This window comes from Asanoa sp. WMMD1127 (assembly GCF_029626225.1).
Lineage (GTDB): Bacteria > Actinomycetota > Actinomycetes > Mycobacteriales > Micromonosporaceae > Asanoa.
In genome coordinates this window covers 1026282-1040110 of record NZ_JARUBP010000001.1, presented here as the reverse complement: position 1 = coordinate 1040110, position 13829 = coordinate 1026282, and the positions used below count along the sequence as shown (strand labels likewise).

Here is a 13829-nt window from a genome sequence, read left to right as displayed (position 1 = left end):
ACTGGAAGAGTGATCATCACTCATGAGCGGGTGGTCGCGGCGCCGGCTGATCGGGTCGGCGCGCTTCTGGCGACGCTGGGCTCGGCTGATGACCGCATGTGGCGGACCGACGTGGCGGAGCCGATGTGGCTGGACCAGCCCATCGGCGTGGGAGCGGCGGGTGGCCACGGTCCGGTTCGCTACCGGGTGACCGACTACGTGCCCGGTCGACGGGTGCGGTTCGACTTCGAGCCAGGTCACGGTATGCGCGGCCATCACGCGTTCGAGATCGTCGATCGGGGTGACGGTTGCCTCGTGCGGCATCGCCTGGTCGTCGCCACGGAGGGCGCCTTCACGCTGCTGCGTCCGTTGCTGGTCGCACTGCACGACGCGACCGTCGAAGACGTCTTCGATCACGTCGAGCGGTCGCTGACGGGCTCGGCCCGGCGCGTGCAGCGAACCCGACCGCTGGTGCGCCGTCTCGGGCGCCGGCTTCGCGGGCGCTGGGTGGAGGCGTGCGACGGCCCACATCAGGAATGTTGGATGACGGCGCTGCTACCGGGCGACCCGGTCGATCCGCGCGGTTGGACCGCGCTGGTGCGCCGCCGCGGAGGGTGGTGGCGCCGGGCGGCGCCCGCGGTCGCGGTCGCCGTCCGCGACCGGCGCGTGCACGTGAGATCAGCGGAAACGGGCCGCCGCTCCTCGACCGTCCGATCCCTGCTGCGCACCGCGCCGCTGCCGAACGCCGATCGTTAGCGGCGGGCCGTCCCGCGCGGACCTCGACCGGTGTAAGGAACGGTCCGTTACCAACGCTTTCCGCGGAAGAACGGACCGTTCCTAACGCCGGCGGCGGCGCCTGGTCTGGTGGCGCGGGCCTGGCGGCGAAGCGGAGCGAGCGGTCCCCGGCGGGAGCGACGGTCCGGACCACCGCGGACTCGGGAAATCTTTGTCCGCTTTTGTTGGTCTTTGGAGGTTTTCTGGTGTTCGCCTTCAGCTAACTCACAGCCGCTCCGGGCATGGTCGATGGCATGGGGACGTTGCACTGGTCAGCGGGTTTCACCCCACCCGCGTTCTGAAGGAGGGACGCGTTGCACAGGCATTACAACGGCCTCAAGACGGCCGCGCTTCTTGGCCTGCTCACAGCGCTCATTCTCGGCATCGGCTTCGCGGTTTCCGGCACGTCCGGTTTGATCATCGCGCTCATCATCTCGCTGTTGATGAACGGTGCCAGCTACTTCTGGTCTGACAAGATCGCGTTGCGGTCGATGCGGGCCCAGCCGGTCAGCGAGGCGGAGTTCCCGGCGCTCTACCAGATGGTGCGGGAGCTGGCCGCGGACGCCCGGCAGCCGATGCCGCGGCTATATGTCAGCCCGACCATGCAGCCCAACGCCTTCGCCACCGGGCGCAACCCGCAGCACGCCGCGGTCTGCGTCACGACCGGCATCACCCAGATCCTCGACTACCGCGAGCTGCGGGCGGTGATCGGCCACGAGCTGTCGCACGTCTACAACCGCGACATCCTGATCTCCAGCGTCGCGGCGGCGATCAGCGGCATGATCACGTTCCTGGCGTACCTGGCCTGGTTCGTGCCGCTGGGCGGCGGCGACGATGACGACGCCCCGAACCCGGCGGTGTTCCTGGCGATGCTGGTGCTCGGCCCGTTCGCCGCGTCGATCATCCAGCTGGCGATCAGCCGCAACCGGGAGTACCAGGCCGACGCCTCCGGCGCCGCGCTCAGCCGCGACCCGTTGGCCCTCGCCAGCGCGCTGCGGAAGATCGACGCCGGCGCGCGGCAGCTGCCGCTGCCGGCTGACAACCAGTACACCCGGACCGCGCACCTCATGATCGCCAACCCGCTCAGCGGTGCGGGCATCGCGAAGCTGTTCTCCACCCACCCGCCGATGGCCGACCGGGTCCGGCGGCTGGAGGAGATGGCGCGCAACCCGCGCGAGGTGGGGCCGGTGCAGTTCCAGTAACCCGCGTCACCACGTAAACAAGTAGGCCGGAAGACCAGTCGACCGTTAGGTTCGGCTGGTCTTCCGGTCGTTACGGGGGTGTCTCGTTCGTGGCAGCGCTTCGGCAGTACCTGGTGGTCTGGCGGATCCCCGGCGCACCGGCGCTGTTCGTCTTCGGCATCATCGGCCGGCTCGGGATCGGCATGACGCCGCTCGCCCTGCTGCTCGTGGTGCAGGGCGTCACCGGCCGCTTCGGCCCGGCGGGCGTGGCCGGCGGCATCTACGCGGTGTCCGGCGCCGTGCTCAGCCCGCTCGCCGGCCGGATCGCCGACCGGATCGGCCCGACCCCGGTTCTGCTGGCCACCGGCATCGCCCACCCGCTGGCGCTGCTGGCCCTGGTGCTGGCGCACAGCCACGGCCTGGGCGTCATCTACGCGACGACGGCGCTCGCCGGCGCGACGTACCCGCCGCTGTCCGCCGCCCTTCGCGGCGCCTGGAACGACATCACGGCGCCGTCCACCGGTCGCTTCGCGCTGCGCAACCTCGCCCTCGCCGCCGAGACCGCGGTGTTCGAGCTCGTCTTCGTGCTCGGCCCGCTGCTGGTCTCCGGTTTCCTCCTGTTCGCCGACGCCACCGCGGCCCTGCTGGGCGCGGGCGTGGTCACCCTCGTCGGCACGGTCGTGGTCGCGCTGGGCAAGGTCATGCGGGGTTGGCAACCGCACCCGCCGTCGGCACACGCGAAGGGCCTGGGCCCGCTGCGGGTCGGCGGCTTCCCGGCGCTGCTGGTCTGCGTGTTCGGCCTCGGCACGGCATTCGGCGCGACCGGCGTGACGGTGCCGGCGTTCGCGGCCGCGGAGGGCGTGGCCGACCCCGAGAGCCTGGCCGGCATCCTGCTCGCGGTGTGGGCGGTCGGCAGCGCGGTCGGCGGCTTCTGGTTCGGCACCCGCCGGCCGGCGGCCAACATGACCCGCCAGTTCGCCTTCCTGTTGACGCTGCTGGCGGCGACCTTCGCGGTGTACGCGGTGATGCCTACGCCACTCCTCCTCGGCATCGCGCTGGTCTTCGGCGGCGTCGTGATCGCTCCCGGCTTGACCGTCGAGAACACGATGGTCGGCCGGATCGCGCCCGGGTCGATGCTGAACGAGGCCTATACCTGGGTGGTTACCGTGTCGGTGGCGGCGTCGGCCGTGGGCGGTGCGGTGGCGGGGTGGCTCGTCGACCGGGCGGGGGCGCCGTGGGCGTTCGTGTTCGCGGGGGTCGCGGTGGCGGTGGGCGCGGCGGTCGCGGCGCCGGCGAGGGGCCCGATCCGGCGAGCCGAGAAACACGCGGACCTACGCCTCGAGAACGCCCTGACCCCCGACCCGGCCTAGTTGTGCTGTTCGGGGAGGTTGGTCAAGGTTGTGTGACGAGACGATTTAGGTCTTGAACGGGTGAGGCCTCCGGTCGTGAAGTGGAGCTGTCGAAGAACCGCTTCACGTTGACTGGAGGCCTCGTGGCACACGCTAACGCAGCTTTGACTCCGATAGCACGTCTGAAACTGGCCCGGCTGGTGGTCGAGCAGGGCTGGACGATCGCCGCGGCCGCGCGGCGGTTCGACGTGTCGTACCGGACCGCGAAACGGTGGGTTGACCGGTACCACGCCGCGGGTGAGGCCGGTATGCAGGACCGCTCGAGCCGGCCGCACCGCAGCCCGACGCGCACGCCGCAGCCGCTGGTCCGCACGATCGTGCACCTGCGGTTGAAACGCCGTCTCGGACCGGTCCAGATCGCCGCCAAGCTGGCGATGGCGGCCTCGACCGTGTAGGCGGTCCTGGTCCGCTGCCGGGTCAACCGGCTGACCCACATAGATCGGGTCACCGGGGAACCTGTCCGCCGTTACGAACACGATCATCCCGGGGCGATGCTGCACGTCGATGTGAAGAAGTACGGGAACGTCCCCGACGGGGGCGGTTGGCGTTTCGTCGGGCGCCGCCAGGGCGACCGCAACCGCGAGGCCACCGCCCAGCGCACCGGGGTCCGTAACGCGAAATGGGAACCGAGAGTCGGGACCGCGTTCGTCCACACCGTCATCGATGACCACTCCCGCGTCGCCTACGCCGAGATCCGCGACGACGAGAAGGCAGCCACCGCCATCGACGTCCTGCGCCACGCGGTGGCGTGGTTCGCCGCCCGCGGTGTGACCGTCGAACGGGTCCTGTCCGACAACGGATCGGCCTACAAGTCCCACGCCTGGCGCGACGCCTGCATCCAACTGGGCATCCGCCCACGCAAGACCCGCCCCTACCGGCCGCAGACCAACGGGAAGGTCGAACGGTTCCACCGCACGATGACCGACGGCTGGGCACTGGCCCGGCTCTACACCAGCGAACAGGCCCGCAGGAAGGCCTTACCGGCCTTCCTGCATCACTACAATCACCACCGACCCCACACCGCGATCGGCGGCCTACCACCCATCACCAGGTTGACCAACCTCGCTGGGCAGCACACCTAGTGCGCCGGCGTGCGAGCCTTCGGCCCCGCATGAGGCACGCCGCGCGAGGCCCGCGCCTCTAGGTTGTGAGGCGCGGGCCTGGCAGCGAAGCGGAGCGAGCGGTCCCCGGCGGGAGCGACGGTCGTGCCGCCGGCGGACCCGGGACCGGCTCTGGCTCTTGATCTAGCGGTAGTTCGTGAACTGCAGGGCGATGCCGAAGTCGCCGCCCTTGAGGAGGGTGATGACGGCCTGGAGGTCGTCCTTCTTCTTGCCGGTGACGCGGAGCTGGTCGCCCTGGATCTGGGCCTGGACGCCCTTCGGGCCCTCGTCGCGGATCATCTTGCTGATCGCCTTGGCCTTCTCGGAGTCGATGCCCTGCACGATCTTCGCGTCGATCTTGTAGGTCTTGCCCGACTGGCGCGGCTCGCCGGCGTCCAGCGACTTGAGCGAGATGTTGCGCTTGACCAGCTTCTCCTTGAAGACGTCGAGGGCGGCCTTGACGCGCTCCTCGGTCTCGGCGCTGACGTTGACCGCCGCGTCGCCGCCCGCCCAGGTGATCTCCGCACCGGTGCCGCGGAAGTCGAAGCGGGTGGAGAGTTCCTTCTCGGCCTGGCGTACGGCGTTGTCGACCTCCTGGTGGTCGACCTTGCTGACGACGTCGAAGGACGGGTTCGCTGCCATGATCATGCTCCTGCGTCGGTGCGGTGTTCTGGCGGTTTACGCGCCGGCACGGCGGCGCGAACAATGCCGACCGTACCCGGTTGCGTTGCGGGCCGGTGCTACCGCTATCCTTGCTTCCGCTGCCGCATCCGGTGTGGCGGCACGCCCTGGCGGGTTGCCCGAGCGGCCAATGGGAGCGGACTGTAAATCCGTCGCGAAAGCTACGAAGGTTCGAATCCTTCACCCGCCACCAGCGTTGAGAGCGGCCCCTGACCAGCGGAAACGCGGGCGGGGGCCAATTTCGTGTGTGCGTTCGTGGCACGCTGTGCGAATGACGCCCCCGGTGCCGGCGCAGGTGAATTATCTCGTGCGCGATCTCGCGGCGAGTCTCGCTTTCTATCGCCTGCTCGGGTGGGTGGGCGAGCCGACCGGGCCACATGTCGAGTTCGCGTTCCCGGACGGGCTGTCGGTCGAGCTCGACGAGATCGGGTCGGTCGCGTTGTGGAACAGCGGCTCGCCTCCGGCGTCGGCGGGCAGCGGCGTGCTCAGCACCCGGTTGCCGAGCCGCGAGGAGGTGGACGCGGTGTGGCGGAAGATCACGGAGGCCGGGTACGAGAGCCGTCAGGTGCCGTTCGACGCGTTCTGGGGGTCGCGGTACGCGATCGTCGCTGATCCGGACGGGCATCAGATCGGGTTGATGAGTCCGAGCGACGACGAGCACCGGCACTGGCCGCCGCGACCGGCACCGACCGCCTGAGGCAACGCGCGTCGGTCCAACGCGGAACCAACACGGTCGTGGAAGCCTGGGGTCCTGGCGTTGGCGGTGGGTGTGCGCCATCCGCAAGAAGAAGCATGTCCGCATCTTCTAGATCAAAGTCTGGCGAGTGGGTGGTCAGGCGCCCGCGGCGGTCAGGACGACCACGGCCCGCTGCGCCGCCGCCCGCACCCGCGGCACCGGGTCCGCTCGCAACACAGTGACCGCTGCCAATGCGTCACCGACCAGATGGCGGGCGACGACCTTCGCGGCCATCTCGCGGACGCGCCATTCCGGGTCGGCCAGGGCCGTGATGATCGTCGATGTGGCCCGCTCGTCCCACGCCCAGAGCAACCCGCGCGCCGCCCAGACGCGGACCCAGTACCAGCGCGAAGATCCCGGACCGCCCTGCTCCGGATCGAGTGCCCACGATGTGGCCGGACCGCCGAGTACCAGCAGGAGAGCGGGGTCCCGGTCGTCCCCACCGGACAACAGGGTCAGGCAGCCATCGATCACCGCATCCCGGCCACGGCGGTCGCACTCGGCCAGGATGCGGGTGCGCGGGGGCGGGGCGTCCACCGTTCGGGGTCGTCCGGTCATCACCGGATTGTCACCGCAGTGGACCGGAACGGTCAGCCGGCCACTGGACAAATGCGACCTTGCAAAGGGACGTCTAAGGTTGGGCTCATACGATTGGTTGGGTTTTCATCTGCCGATGGTTCGGGCCCGGCCTGATGCCCTGTGCTTGGCCGTGCATGATGTGGCACCATCTTCTTACTCACCACCGCCCCACCTTGTGACAGGAGCAACCAGATGCGCGCACGCTTGTTCGGCCGTTGGGTCGGTCGGGCCGCCATCTTTGCCGTTCTCGGTTTTGGAGCCTTGGTCGCAGGAGGTGTCGCGTCGGCCGACGCCTACGTCGACCGCGCCGAGGTCTCGGGTGTCGGCTCCGTGGTGTCGAACGTCGCGTCCGAGTCCGCGTTCACCGCCTTCAGTTACGACTGGGGCTGACAGGGACGGCGCGGCGTCGCGCCCATAGTGAGAGCGTGAACCGGTGACCGCTGCCCGCAGCAACGTTCGTCGCTCAGAAGATCTTGCCTGGCTGCTGACCGCGCCGATGGCGCTGTTCGCTGTCCTGGTCACGCTGGTCATCTGCCTCAACCAGAGGGACTTCGCCGGTAGCTGGCTTCTCGGCCTGCTTTTCCTGGGTCTGTTCGTCACGGCCGACCTGACGCCACTCGTCTTCCAGGTTCGTCGTCAAGCGTTCAAGATCGTTCTAACAGAGATCCCGCTGGTACTGGCGCTGTATTGGGTCCCGCCCCTAACGCTGATCGTCGCTCGCGTCCTGGCGATCCTCATCTCGCGCCAGGTCCACCGTTCATCGCCGGTCAAGCTCTGGTTCAACGTCGCCAGCAACGCGGCCGGAACGGCGCTGGCGTGCCTGCTGGTCTTCGCGTTCGGGCCCTTGCACGCGCCGGGCATGCCCAAGGAAGCCGGCCCGTTCGAGTGGGCCGTCATCGCCGTCGCGGTGTTCGGCTACGCGACCTTCACGCTGGCCGCGACGGTTGGCGTCATCACCCTCGTGCAGGGCCGCATCTCCACCCGCACGCTGGTGCAGATCGCCACACCCGGTCACATCGTCAGCGGTATCAATCTCACGATCGGTCTCGTCACGCTGGTGATCATCCAGCAGGGACCGTGGGCAGTTGCCTTGTTGGCGGCCCTGGGTATCTGTTTCGTCGCCGCCTACCGCTCGTATACCCAGTTCGTGCGTCAGCACCGCACCCTCAGCGAAATCTATGACCTGACCCGCGCCATCGCTGACACTCCGCACGACGGCCGTCTCACCGACGTCCTGTTGCAGCAGGTGCGGGGGTTGCTCCAAGTCGAATACGCCACCCTGTGGTTGCCCGCGCTAGGGCGCTACCCGGAAATTCTGCTTAGCGCCCGCATCGACGACTCGGGGCTGGTCGATCTCACCGGGGTGCCCGATTCGATCCGTCATCGTGTTCGGGAGAGCGGGGAGACGATAGCCATCGGTCACCGCCTCGGCGGTGAGGACTTGCGCGCCGAGTTGGCCGCGGTGGGGTCGAAGGATGCCATCGTCGTAGCGTTGCGGGCAGGCTCGGCGGTCATCGGCACGCTCGAGGTGGCCAACCGGCTGGGTGACAACGCCACGTTGGGTCCCGGCGACGCGCGGTTGCTGGAGACCATCGCGGCTCATGCGGCCGTTGCGGTCGAGAACTCGCGCTTGGTTGATCGCCTGCGCCACGACGCCAACCACGACTCGCTGACCGGCCTGCCCAATCGGCGGCGGATCACCGCAGCGATCGAAGAATCAGTGGGCGTTCGTGCGCCTGGCGAACAGGTCGCGCTGCTTCTGTTCGATGTGGATGGCCTGCGTCAGGTCAACGAGTCGCTCGGCCACGGTGCGGGCGACCAGGTCCTCGCCGAGGTTGGTCGGCGCCTGCGTCGGCATGCGCCATCTGGCGCGCTCGTCGGGCGGGCCAGCGGCGACGAGTTCGCGGTGACGTTGCGGGTCGAGAGTCCCGAAGCGGCCGAGGCGCTGGGCGCGCAGATGCGTCGGCAGATCCGCGATCAAATGGTGTTCGGTTCCCTGACGGTCGACGTCGAGACCGCCGTCGGGATCGTCGTGCATCCCGATCACGGGAGTGACGCGGCCACGTTGCTGCAGCGGGCCGATCTCGCCGCCACCGCGGCCAAGACCGTGCCCGGCAGCATCCAGCTCTTCAACGCCGGCCTCGAATCGCGCTCGGTCCGCCGCCTCTCGCTCGCCGGCGACCTGCGCCAGGCCCTCGACGACGACCAGATCGAGGTCTACTTCCAGCCCAAGGTCACGCTCACCGACCGCCGGTTGATCGGTGTCGAGTGCCTCGCCCGCTGGGAGCACCCGGCCCACGGCGCCGTGCCACCGGAGGACTTCGTCGCCGTCGCCGAGCACACCGGGCAGCTCGGCCGGCTCACCGAGGCCGTCCTCAAGGAGGGTCTCAAGCGCTGCCGCGACTGGGCCGCCACCGACCACCCGTTGTCGATCTCGGTCAACCTCTCCGCCCGTACGCTGATCGACGCCGACTTCCCGACCCGTGTCCAGGAGCTCCTGGGCGAGTACGGCGTCGCCCCGCACCGGCTGACCTTCGAGATCAAGGAAGAGGGCGTCCTGGACGGCACCGACCGGCCGATGCCCACGTTGCGCCGGTTGCGCGACATCGGCGTACGCCTGTCGGTGGACGACTTCGGCACCGGCTACTCGTCGCTGTCGTACCTCCGCCGGTTGCCGGTGCACGAGGTCAAGGTGGACCGCTCGTTCGTGCAGGGCATGGCGACCGACCCGGCCGACCTCGCGATCGTCAACGCGGTCGTGACGCTCTCGCAGCAGTTCGGCCTCACGGTGGTCGCCGAAGGCGTCGAGAGCGAGCTGACGCTGGAGCTGTTGCAGGACATCGGTTGCGAGGTCGGCCAGGGCTTCCTGTTCAGCCGTCCACTGCCCTACGAGCGGCTCGAGGCCTGGTTCGCGGCGCAGACGGAGGCCGACTCGACGGCCGCCGGCGAGGTCCGCAGACTGCGCGCGGTCACCTGACATACTCGCCCGGACGGCACGCGTATCCCGATTTCGTGGCCTGACAACGGCCGTGTACTCTTACCCCTGCGCGTCAGCGAGCTAGATCGCGCGCCCCCTTAGCTCAGTCGGCAGAGCGTCTCCATGGTAAGGAGAAGGTCTACGGTTCGATTCCGTAAGGGGGCTCTGTTCCACCCGCGGCGGTGTAGCTCAGTTGGCAGAGCAAGCGGCTCATAATCGCTGTGTCGCCGGTTCAAGTCCGGCCACCGCTACTGTTGATTCGGGCGCCACCGGCGCCCGTTTTGCTGAATGACCGCACGGCCAGGTAATCTGGTCGGCCGGTAGGTTCACACCCGTTACGAGGAAGGCACCCCGCCGTGGCCAAGGCGACCGACGTCCGTCCCAAGATCACTTTGGCGTGCACGGAGTGCAAGGAGCGCAACTACATCACGCGGAAGAACCGGCGTAACGACCCGGACCGCATCGAGCTGCGCAAGTTCTGCCCGCGCGACGGCCGCCACACGGTCCACCGCGAGACCCGCTGACCCAGCGCTCCGTTCAGGCTTCACTCGGCCGGCACCGCCAACACGGCGGGCCGGCCGTTGTGCTGCACCCGGCCCCGGGCGCTTACCATCAGCGCATGCCTCTGGACCCGTCGTACGTAGGCCGCAGTTACCCGCCCACCCCGCCCTACCTGGTCGGCCGCGAGAAGATCCGTGAGTTCGCGAAGGCGATCGGCGCCACCGACGCCGCCTACCACGACCCGGAGGCGGCCCGCGCCCTCGGCTACGCCGACGTGATCGCGCCACCGACGTTCCCGACCGTGGTCTCGTTCGCGTCCAACAACGACGTCGTCGACGACCCGGACCTGGCGATCGACTACTCGCGGGTCGTGCACGGCGACCAGCGCTTCCACTACACCCGGCCGATCGTGGCGGGCGACGAGCTCGTCGGCGTGCAGACGATCGAGGAGATCATCTCGCGCGGCGGCCACGACTTCATCACCACGCGCACCGACATCAGCGACACCGCGGGCCAGCCCGTGGCGACCGCCTGGTCGAAGCTCGTCATCCGTGGGGAGGGCTGACCGATGGACCTGCCGAAGCGCACCTACCCGGTGACCCGGGCCGACCTCGTCCGCTACGCGGGCGCGTCCGGTGACTTCAACCCGATCCACTGGAACGAGCGGTTCGCCACCAAGGTGGGCCTGCCGGGCGTGATCGCCCACGGCATGCTGACGATGGCGCTGGTCGGTCGCGCGGTCACCGAATGGGCCGGCGCGCCCGACGCGGTCGTCGACTTCTCGGTGCGGTTCAGCCGCCCGGTGCCGGTGCCCGACGACGACACCGGCACCGAGGTCGAGGTGTCCGCCGAGGTGAAGGGCACGACCGACGAAGGTCACACCGTGCTGGCCATCACGGCCACCTGCCGCGGCGAGAAGGTGCTGTCGCAGGCGAAGGCGACGGTGCGAACCTCCCGGTTGGGAAAGTAGGGCGGCTACCCGTACACTGGTCCGCCGTGGGGTCCGTGACCCCTGCGACGCTGCTTGCGCTCGTGGGGTTGCACCTCGCAAAGGGGTGTAGCTCAATTGGCAGAGCAGCGGTCTCCAAAACCGCAGGCTGCAGGTTCAAGTCCTGTCACCCCTGCGCCCATGGCCTGACCGGCTTGACTAGGGATTGGCTTCGCCGAGCAGGGGGCCCTGCCGGCGATCGTTCAGCCAGCCCCGTCGAGCGGCTAAGGTCGGGTGACCGAAGCACCACGCGACCGCGACGGAGGGCGAAGTGGCCGAGAAGAATCGGCGCGACGACGAGTTCGCCGACGACCGCCTTGACGACGAGGCGTTCGACGACGCTGTCGACGACGACGCCACCGATGAGGACGAGCCGGTTTCCCGCGGCGGCACCGCGACGCGCTCCCGCGTCGCCAAGGCCGGCGAGAAGAGCGAGACCAAGCGCACCGAAACGGGTCGCGTGGGGTTCTTCGGGCGGATCGCCCGGTTCTTCCGCGAGGTCGTCGCCGAGCTGCGTAAGGTCATCTGGCCGACCCGCAAGGAGCTGCTGACCTACACGGCCGTCGTGGTCGTGTTCGTCGCGTTCATGCTGGCGATCGTCGGCCTGCTCGACCTCGGCTTCGCCAAGGGCGTCCTGGCGGTCTTCGGCAACTGAGGGCGGCGGAGCCGACCCACACACAGACGGAAGTGAATGAGCGTGCCTGAGTACGACGAGACCGGCGAGATCATCGACGAGCAGTCGTCGGTGGCCACGGCGGACACCGACGGTTCGATCGAGGCCGCGACCGACGACACCGAAACCAGCGACGAGGCCGGCGACACCGCGCTGGTCGAGCCCGACGAAGACTACGACCCGGTTGCCGAGCTGCGGCAGAAGCTGCGTTACGCGCCCGGCGACTGGTACGTCGTGCACTCGTACGCCGGCTACGAGAACAAGGTCAAGACCAACCTCGAGACCCGGATCACCAGCCTCGACATGGAGGAGTTCATCTTCCAGGTCGAGGTGCCGACCCGCGAAGAGGTCGAGGTCAAGAACGGCAAGCGGCTCCAGGTGCAGAACAAGGTCTTCCCGGGCTACATCCTGGTCCGGATGGAGCTGACCCCGGAGTCGTACTCCTGCGTGCGCAACACGCCTGGTGTCACCGGCTTCGTCGGCGCCACCGACCGGGCCGACCGCCCCGCGCCGCTTTCGCTCGACGAGGTGCTCAAGTGGCTGGCGCCCGCGGTCGAAACCGCCGAGACCAAGAAGACCAAGGTCGAGGTCAAGGTGCTCGACTTCGAGGTCGGCGACTCCGTCACCGTCACCGACGGCGCGTTCGCCTCGCTGCCCGCGACGATCAGTGAGATCAACGCCGACCAGCAGAAGCTCAAGGTGCTCGTCTCGATCTTCGGTCGGGAGACGCCGGTGGAGCTCAACTTCAACCAGGTCGCGAAGATCTAAAACCGCTGAGTTACGCTTGTACGTCGGCCCGCCGGGGCCGCGCTTGACCGTGCGCGGGCTCCGGCTGATCGGCCGGTCGAATCCACCCGAAGCCCAGGAAGTGACATGCCTCCGAAGAAGAAGCTCGTGAAGACCTTCACGCTGCAGCTGCCCGCGGGCCAGGCGACCCCGGCGCCGCCGGTCGGTCCGGCCCTCGGCCAGCACGGCGTGAACATCATGGAGTTCTGCAAGCAGTACAACAAGGAGACCGAGCAGCAGCGGGGCGACATCGTCCCGGCTGAGATCAGCGTCTTCGAGGACCGCTCGTTCAGCTTCGTGCTGAAGACCCCGCCCGCCGCGCGCCTGCTGATCAAGGCCGCCGGCGTGCCCAAGGGCTCCGGCACCCCGCACACGGCCAAGGTCGGCTCGGTGAGCCGCGCCCAGCTCCGCGAGATCGCCGAGCGCAAGATGGCCGACCTCAACGCCAACGACGTGGAGCACGCCGAGCGGATCATCGCCGGCACCGCCCGCTCGATGGGCATCACGGTCCGCGACTGACCTATTCGTGGGAGGGCCGCCCTGGACGTGGCGGTCCGCCAACTACCACAGGAGATCTACCGACATGCAGCGCAGCAAGAGTTACCGCAAGGCGGCCGAGCAGATCGACCGGGACAAGCTCTACACCCCGGCCGAAGCCGTCAAGCTCACCAAGGGTTCCACCACGGTCAAGTTCGACCCCACGGTCGAGGTCGCGATGCGCCTCGGGGTCGACCCGCGTAAGGCTGACCAGATGGTCCGCGGCACGGTCAACCTGCCGCACGGCACCGGAAAGACCGCGCGCGTCATCGTGTTCGCGGCCGGCGCCAAGGCCGACGAGGCCACCGCGGCCGGCGCCGACGCCGTCGGCACCGACGACCTGGTCGCCCGCATCCAGGAGGGCTGGCTCGACTTCGACGCGGCAATCGCCACGCCGGACCAGATGGCCAAGATCGGCCGGATCGCGCGGATCCTGGGCCCGCGCGGCCTGATGCCGAACCCGAAGACCGGCACCGTCACCATGGACGTGACCAAGGCCGTCTCGGACATCAAGGGCGGAAAGATCACCTTCCGCGTCGACAAGCACTCCAACCTGCACCTGATCATCGGCAAGGCCTCGTTCTCCGAGGAGCAGCTGGTGGACAACTACGCCGCCGTGCTCGACGAGGTCCTCCGGGCCAAGCCGTCCGCGGCCAAGGGCACCTACCTCAAGAAGGTCACCTTCACCACCACGATGGGCCCGGGCGTCCCGGTCGACCCCAAGGTGGTCAAGAACCTCCGCGAGGAGAGCTGACCCTCAGCGCCAAGAATCGCCCGTCACCCTCCGTTCGAGGGTGACGGGCGATTTTCATTGCTCGGGCCCGTCGTGGGCACGACCGCCGCTCCCGCCAGAGCTCGGCGTCCGCCGTCGGTTCCGATCAGGACGGTCGGCCGCCCGGTGGTCCGGCGGTCTCCTTCGAGCGGGACG

General features: G+C 68.8%; 15 protein-coding genes, 4 tRNA genes and 1 pseudogene. 18 read left to right on the top strand and 2 right to left on the bottom strand.

The window, feature by feature from the left end:
* The first annotated feature begins 9 nt into the window (after positions 1 to 9).
* From O7635_RS05175 to O7635_RS05160, 4 genes and pseudogenes are all read left to right on the top strand, one after another.
* Positions 10 to 735 (top strand): SRPBCC family protein, encoded by a 726-nt coding sequence (locus O7635_RS05175; protein ID WP_278079256.1) that lies wholly within the window; start codon positions 10 to 12, stop codon positions 733 to 735.
* A 332-nt stretch (positions 736 to 1067) separates the two neighbouring features.
* Entirely contained in the window at positions 1068 to 1955 is an 888-nt protein-coding gene (gene htpX, locus O7635_RS05170; protein WP_278079255.1) for a zinc metalloprotease HtpX, read from the top strand.
* A gap of 89 nt (positions 1956 to 2044) precedes the next feature.
* On the top strand, positions 2045 to 3304 hold the full coding sequence (locus O7635_RS05165; RefSeq protein ID WP_278079254.1) for an MFS transporter: 1260 nt from the start codon (positions 2045 to 2047) through the stop codon (positions 3302 to 3304).
* Between the two features lie 122 nt (positions 3305 to 3426).
* Positions 3427 to 4425, top strand: a pseudogene (locus O7635_RS05160) (IS481 family transposase).
* 162 nt (positions 4426 to 4587) lie between these two features.
* Here O7635_RS05160 and O7635_RS05155 read toward each other — a convergent pair.
* Positions 4588 to 5085 carry a YajQ family cyclic di-GMP-binding protein gene (locus O7635_RS05155; RefSeq protein ID WP_278079253.1) on the bottom strand — a complete coding sequence of 166 codons (498 nt, stop codon included), beginning with the start codon at positions 5083 to 5085 and terminating at the stop codon, positions 4588 to 4590.
* A gap of 148 nt (positions 5086 to 5233) precedes the next feature.
* On the opposite strand from O7635_RS05155, the gene O7635_RS05150 reads away from it, so the two are divergent.
* Both O7635_RS05150 and O7635_RS05145 read left to right on the top strand, forming a co-directional pair.
* A tRNA-Tyr gene (locus O7635_RS05150) sits at positions 5234 to 5317 on the top strand.
* 78 nt (positions 5318 to 5395) lie between these two features.
* Complete coding sequence (locus tag O7635_RS05145) at positions 5396 to 5821, top strand: VOC family protein (RefSeq protein WP_278079252.1); 426 nt, start codon at positions 5396 to 5398, stop codon at positions 5819 to 5821.
* Positions 5822 to 5956: 135 nt separating this feature from the next.
* Here O7635_RS05145 and O7635_RS05140 read toward each other — a convergent pair whose 3' ends face one another.
* Complete coding sequence (locus tag O7635_RS05140) at positions 5957 to 6418, bottom strand: hypothetical protein (protein WP_278079251.1); 462 nt, start codon at positions 6416 to 6418, stop codon at positions 5957 to 5959.
* A 282-nt stretch (positions 6419 to 6700) separates the two neighbouring features.
* Between O7635_RS05140 and O7635_RS05135 the strand changes: the two genes are divergently transcribed.
* The 12 genes from O7635_RS05135 (at position 6701) to rplA (ending at position 13655) form a co-directional block, all read left to right on the top strand.
* Positions 6701 to 6829, top strand: coding sequence for a hypothetical protein (locus O7635_RS05135; RefSeq protein WP_278079250.1), 129 nt, complete (start codon positions 6701 to 6703; stop codon positions 6827 to 6829).
* Between the two features lie 106 nt (positions 6830 to 6935).
* Complete coding sequence (locus O7635_RS05130; protein ID WP_278085372.1) at positions 6936 to 9416, top strand: bifunctional diguanylate cyclase/phosphodiesterase; 2481 nt, start codon at positions 6936 to 6938, stop codon at positions 9414 to 9416.
* Between the two features lie 92 nt (positions 9417 to 9508).
* Positions 9509 to 9581, top strand: a tRNA-Thr gene (locus tag O7635_RS05125).
* Between the two features lie 13 nt (positions 9582 to 9594).
* A tRNA-Met gene (locus O7635_RS05120) sits at positions 9595 to 9667 on the top strand.
* A gap of 105 nt (positions 9668 to 9772) precedes the next feature.
* The gene (gene rpmG, locus O7635_RS05115) at positions 9773 to 9940 is read left to right on the top strand and encodes a 50S ribosomal protein L33 (RefSeq protein ID WP_278079249.1); all 168 of its coding nucleotides are present in this window, start codon (positions 9773 to 9775) and stop codon (positions 9938 to 9940) included.
* A gap of 95 nt (positions 9941 to 10035) precedes the next feature.
* Complete coding sequence (locus O7635_RS05110; RefSeq protein ID WP_278079248.1) at positions 10036 to 10482, top strand: MaoC family dehydratase N-terminal domain-containing protein; 447 nt, start codon at positions 10036 to 10038, stop codon at positions 10480 to 10482.
* A gap of 3 nt (positions 10483 to 10485) precedes the next feature.
* Positions 10486 to 10887, top strand: a complete 402-nt coding sequence (locus tag O7635_RS05105) for a MaoC family dehydratase (protein WP_278079247.1) — start codon at positions 10486 to 10488, stop codon at positions 10885 to 10887.
* A gap of 81 nt (positions 10888 to 10968) precedes the next feature.
* A tRNA-Trp gene (locus O7635_RS05100) sits at positions 10969 to 11041 on the top strand.
* Between the two features lie 135 nt (positions 11042 to 11176).
* Positions 11177 to 11560, top strand: a complete 384-nt coding sequence (secE, locus tag O7635_RS05095) for a preprotein translocase subunit SecE (RefSeq protein WP_278079246.1) — start codon at positions 11177 to 11179, stop codon at positions 11558 to 11560.
* A 42-nt stretch (positions 11561 to 11602) separates the two neighbouring features.
* The gene (nusG, locus tag O7635_RS05090) at positions 11603 to 12346 is read left to right on the top strand and encodes a transcription termination/antitermination protein NusG (RefSeq protein WP_278079245.1); all 744 of its coding nucleotides are present in this window, start codon (positions 11603 to 11605) and stop codon (positions 12344 to 12346) included.
* 105 nt (positions 12347 to 12451) lie between these two features.
* Positions 12452 to 12883, top strand: coding sequence for a 50S ribosomal protein L11 (gene rplK, locus O7635_RS05085; protein ID WP_278079244.1), 432 nt, complete (start codon positions 12452 to 12454; stop codon positions 12881 to 12883).
* A gap of 64 nt (positions 12884 to 12947) precedes the next feature.
* Entirely contained in the window at positions 12948 to 13655 is a 708-nt protein-coding gene (gene rplA / locus O7635_RS05080; RefSeq protein ID WP_278079243.1) for a 50S ribosomal protein L1, read from the top strand.
* The last annotated feature ends 174 nt before the right edge of the window (positions 13656 to 13829 follow it).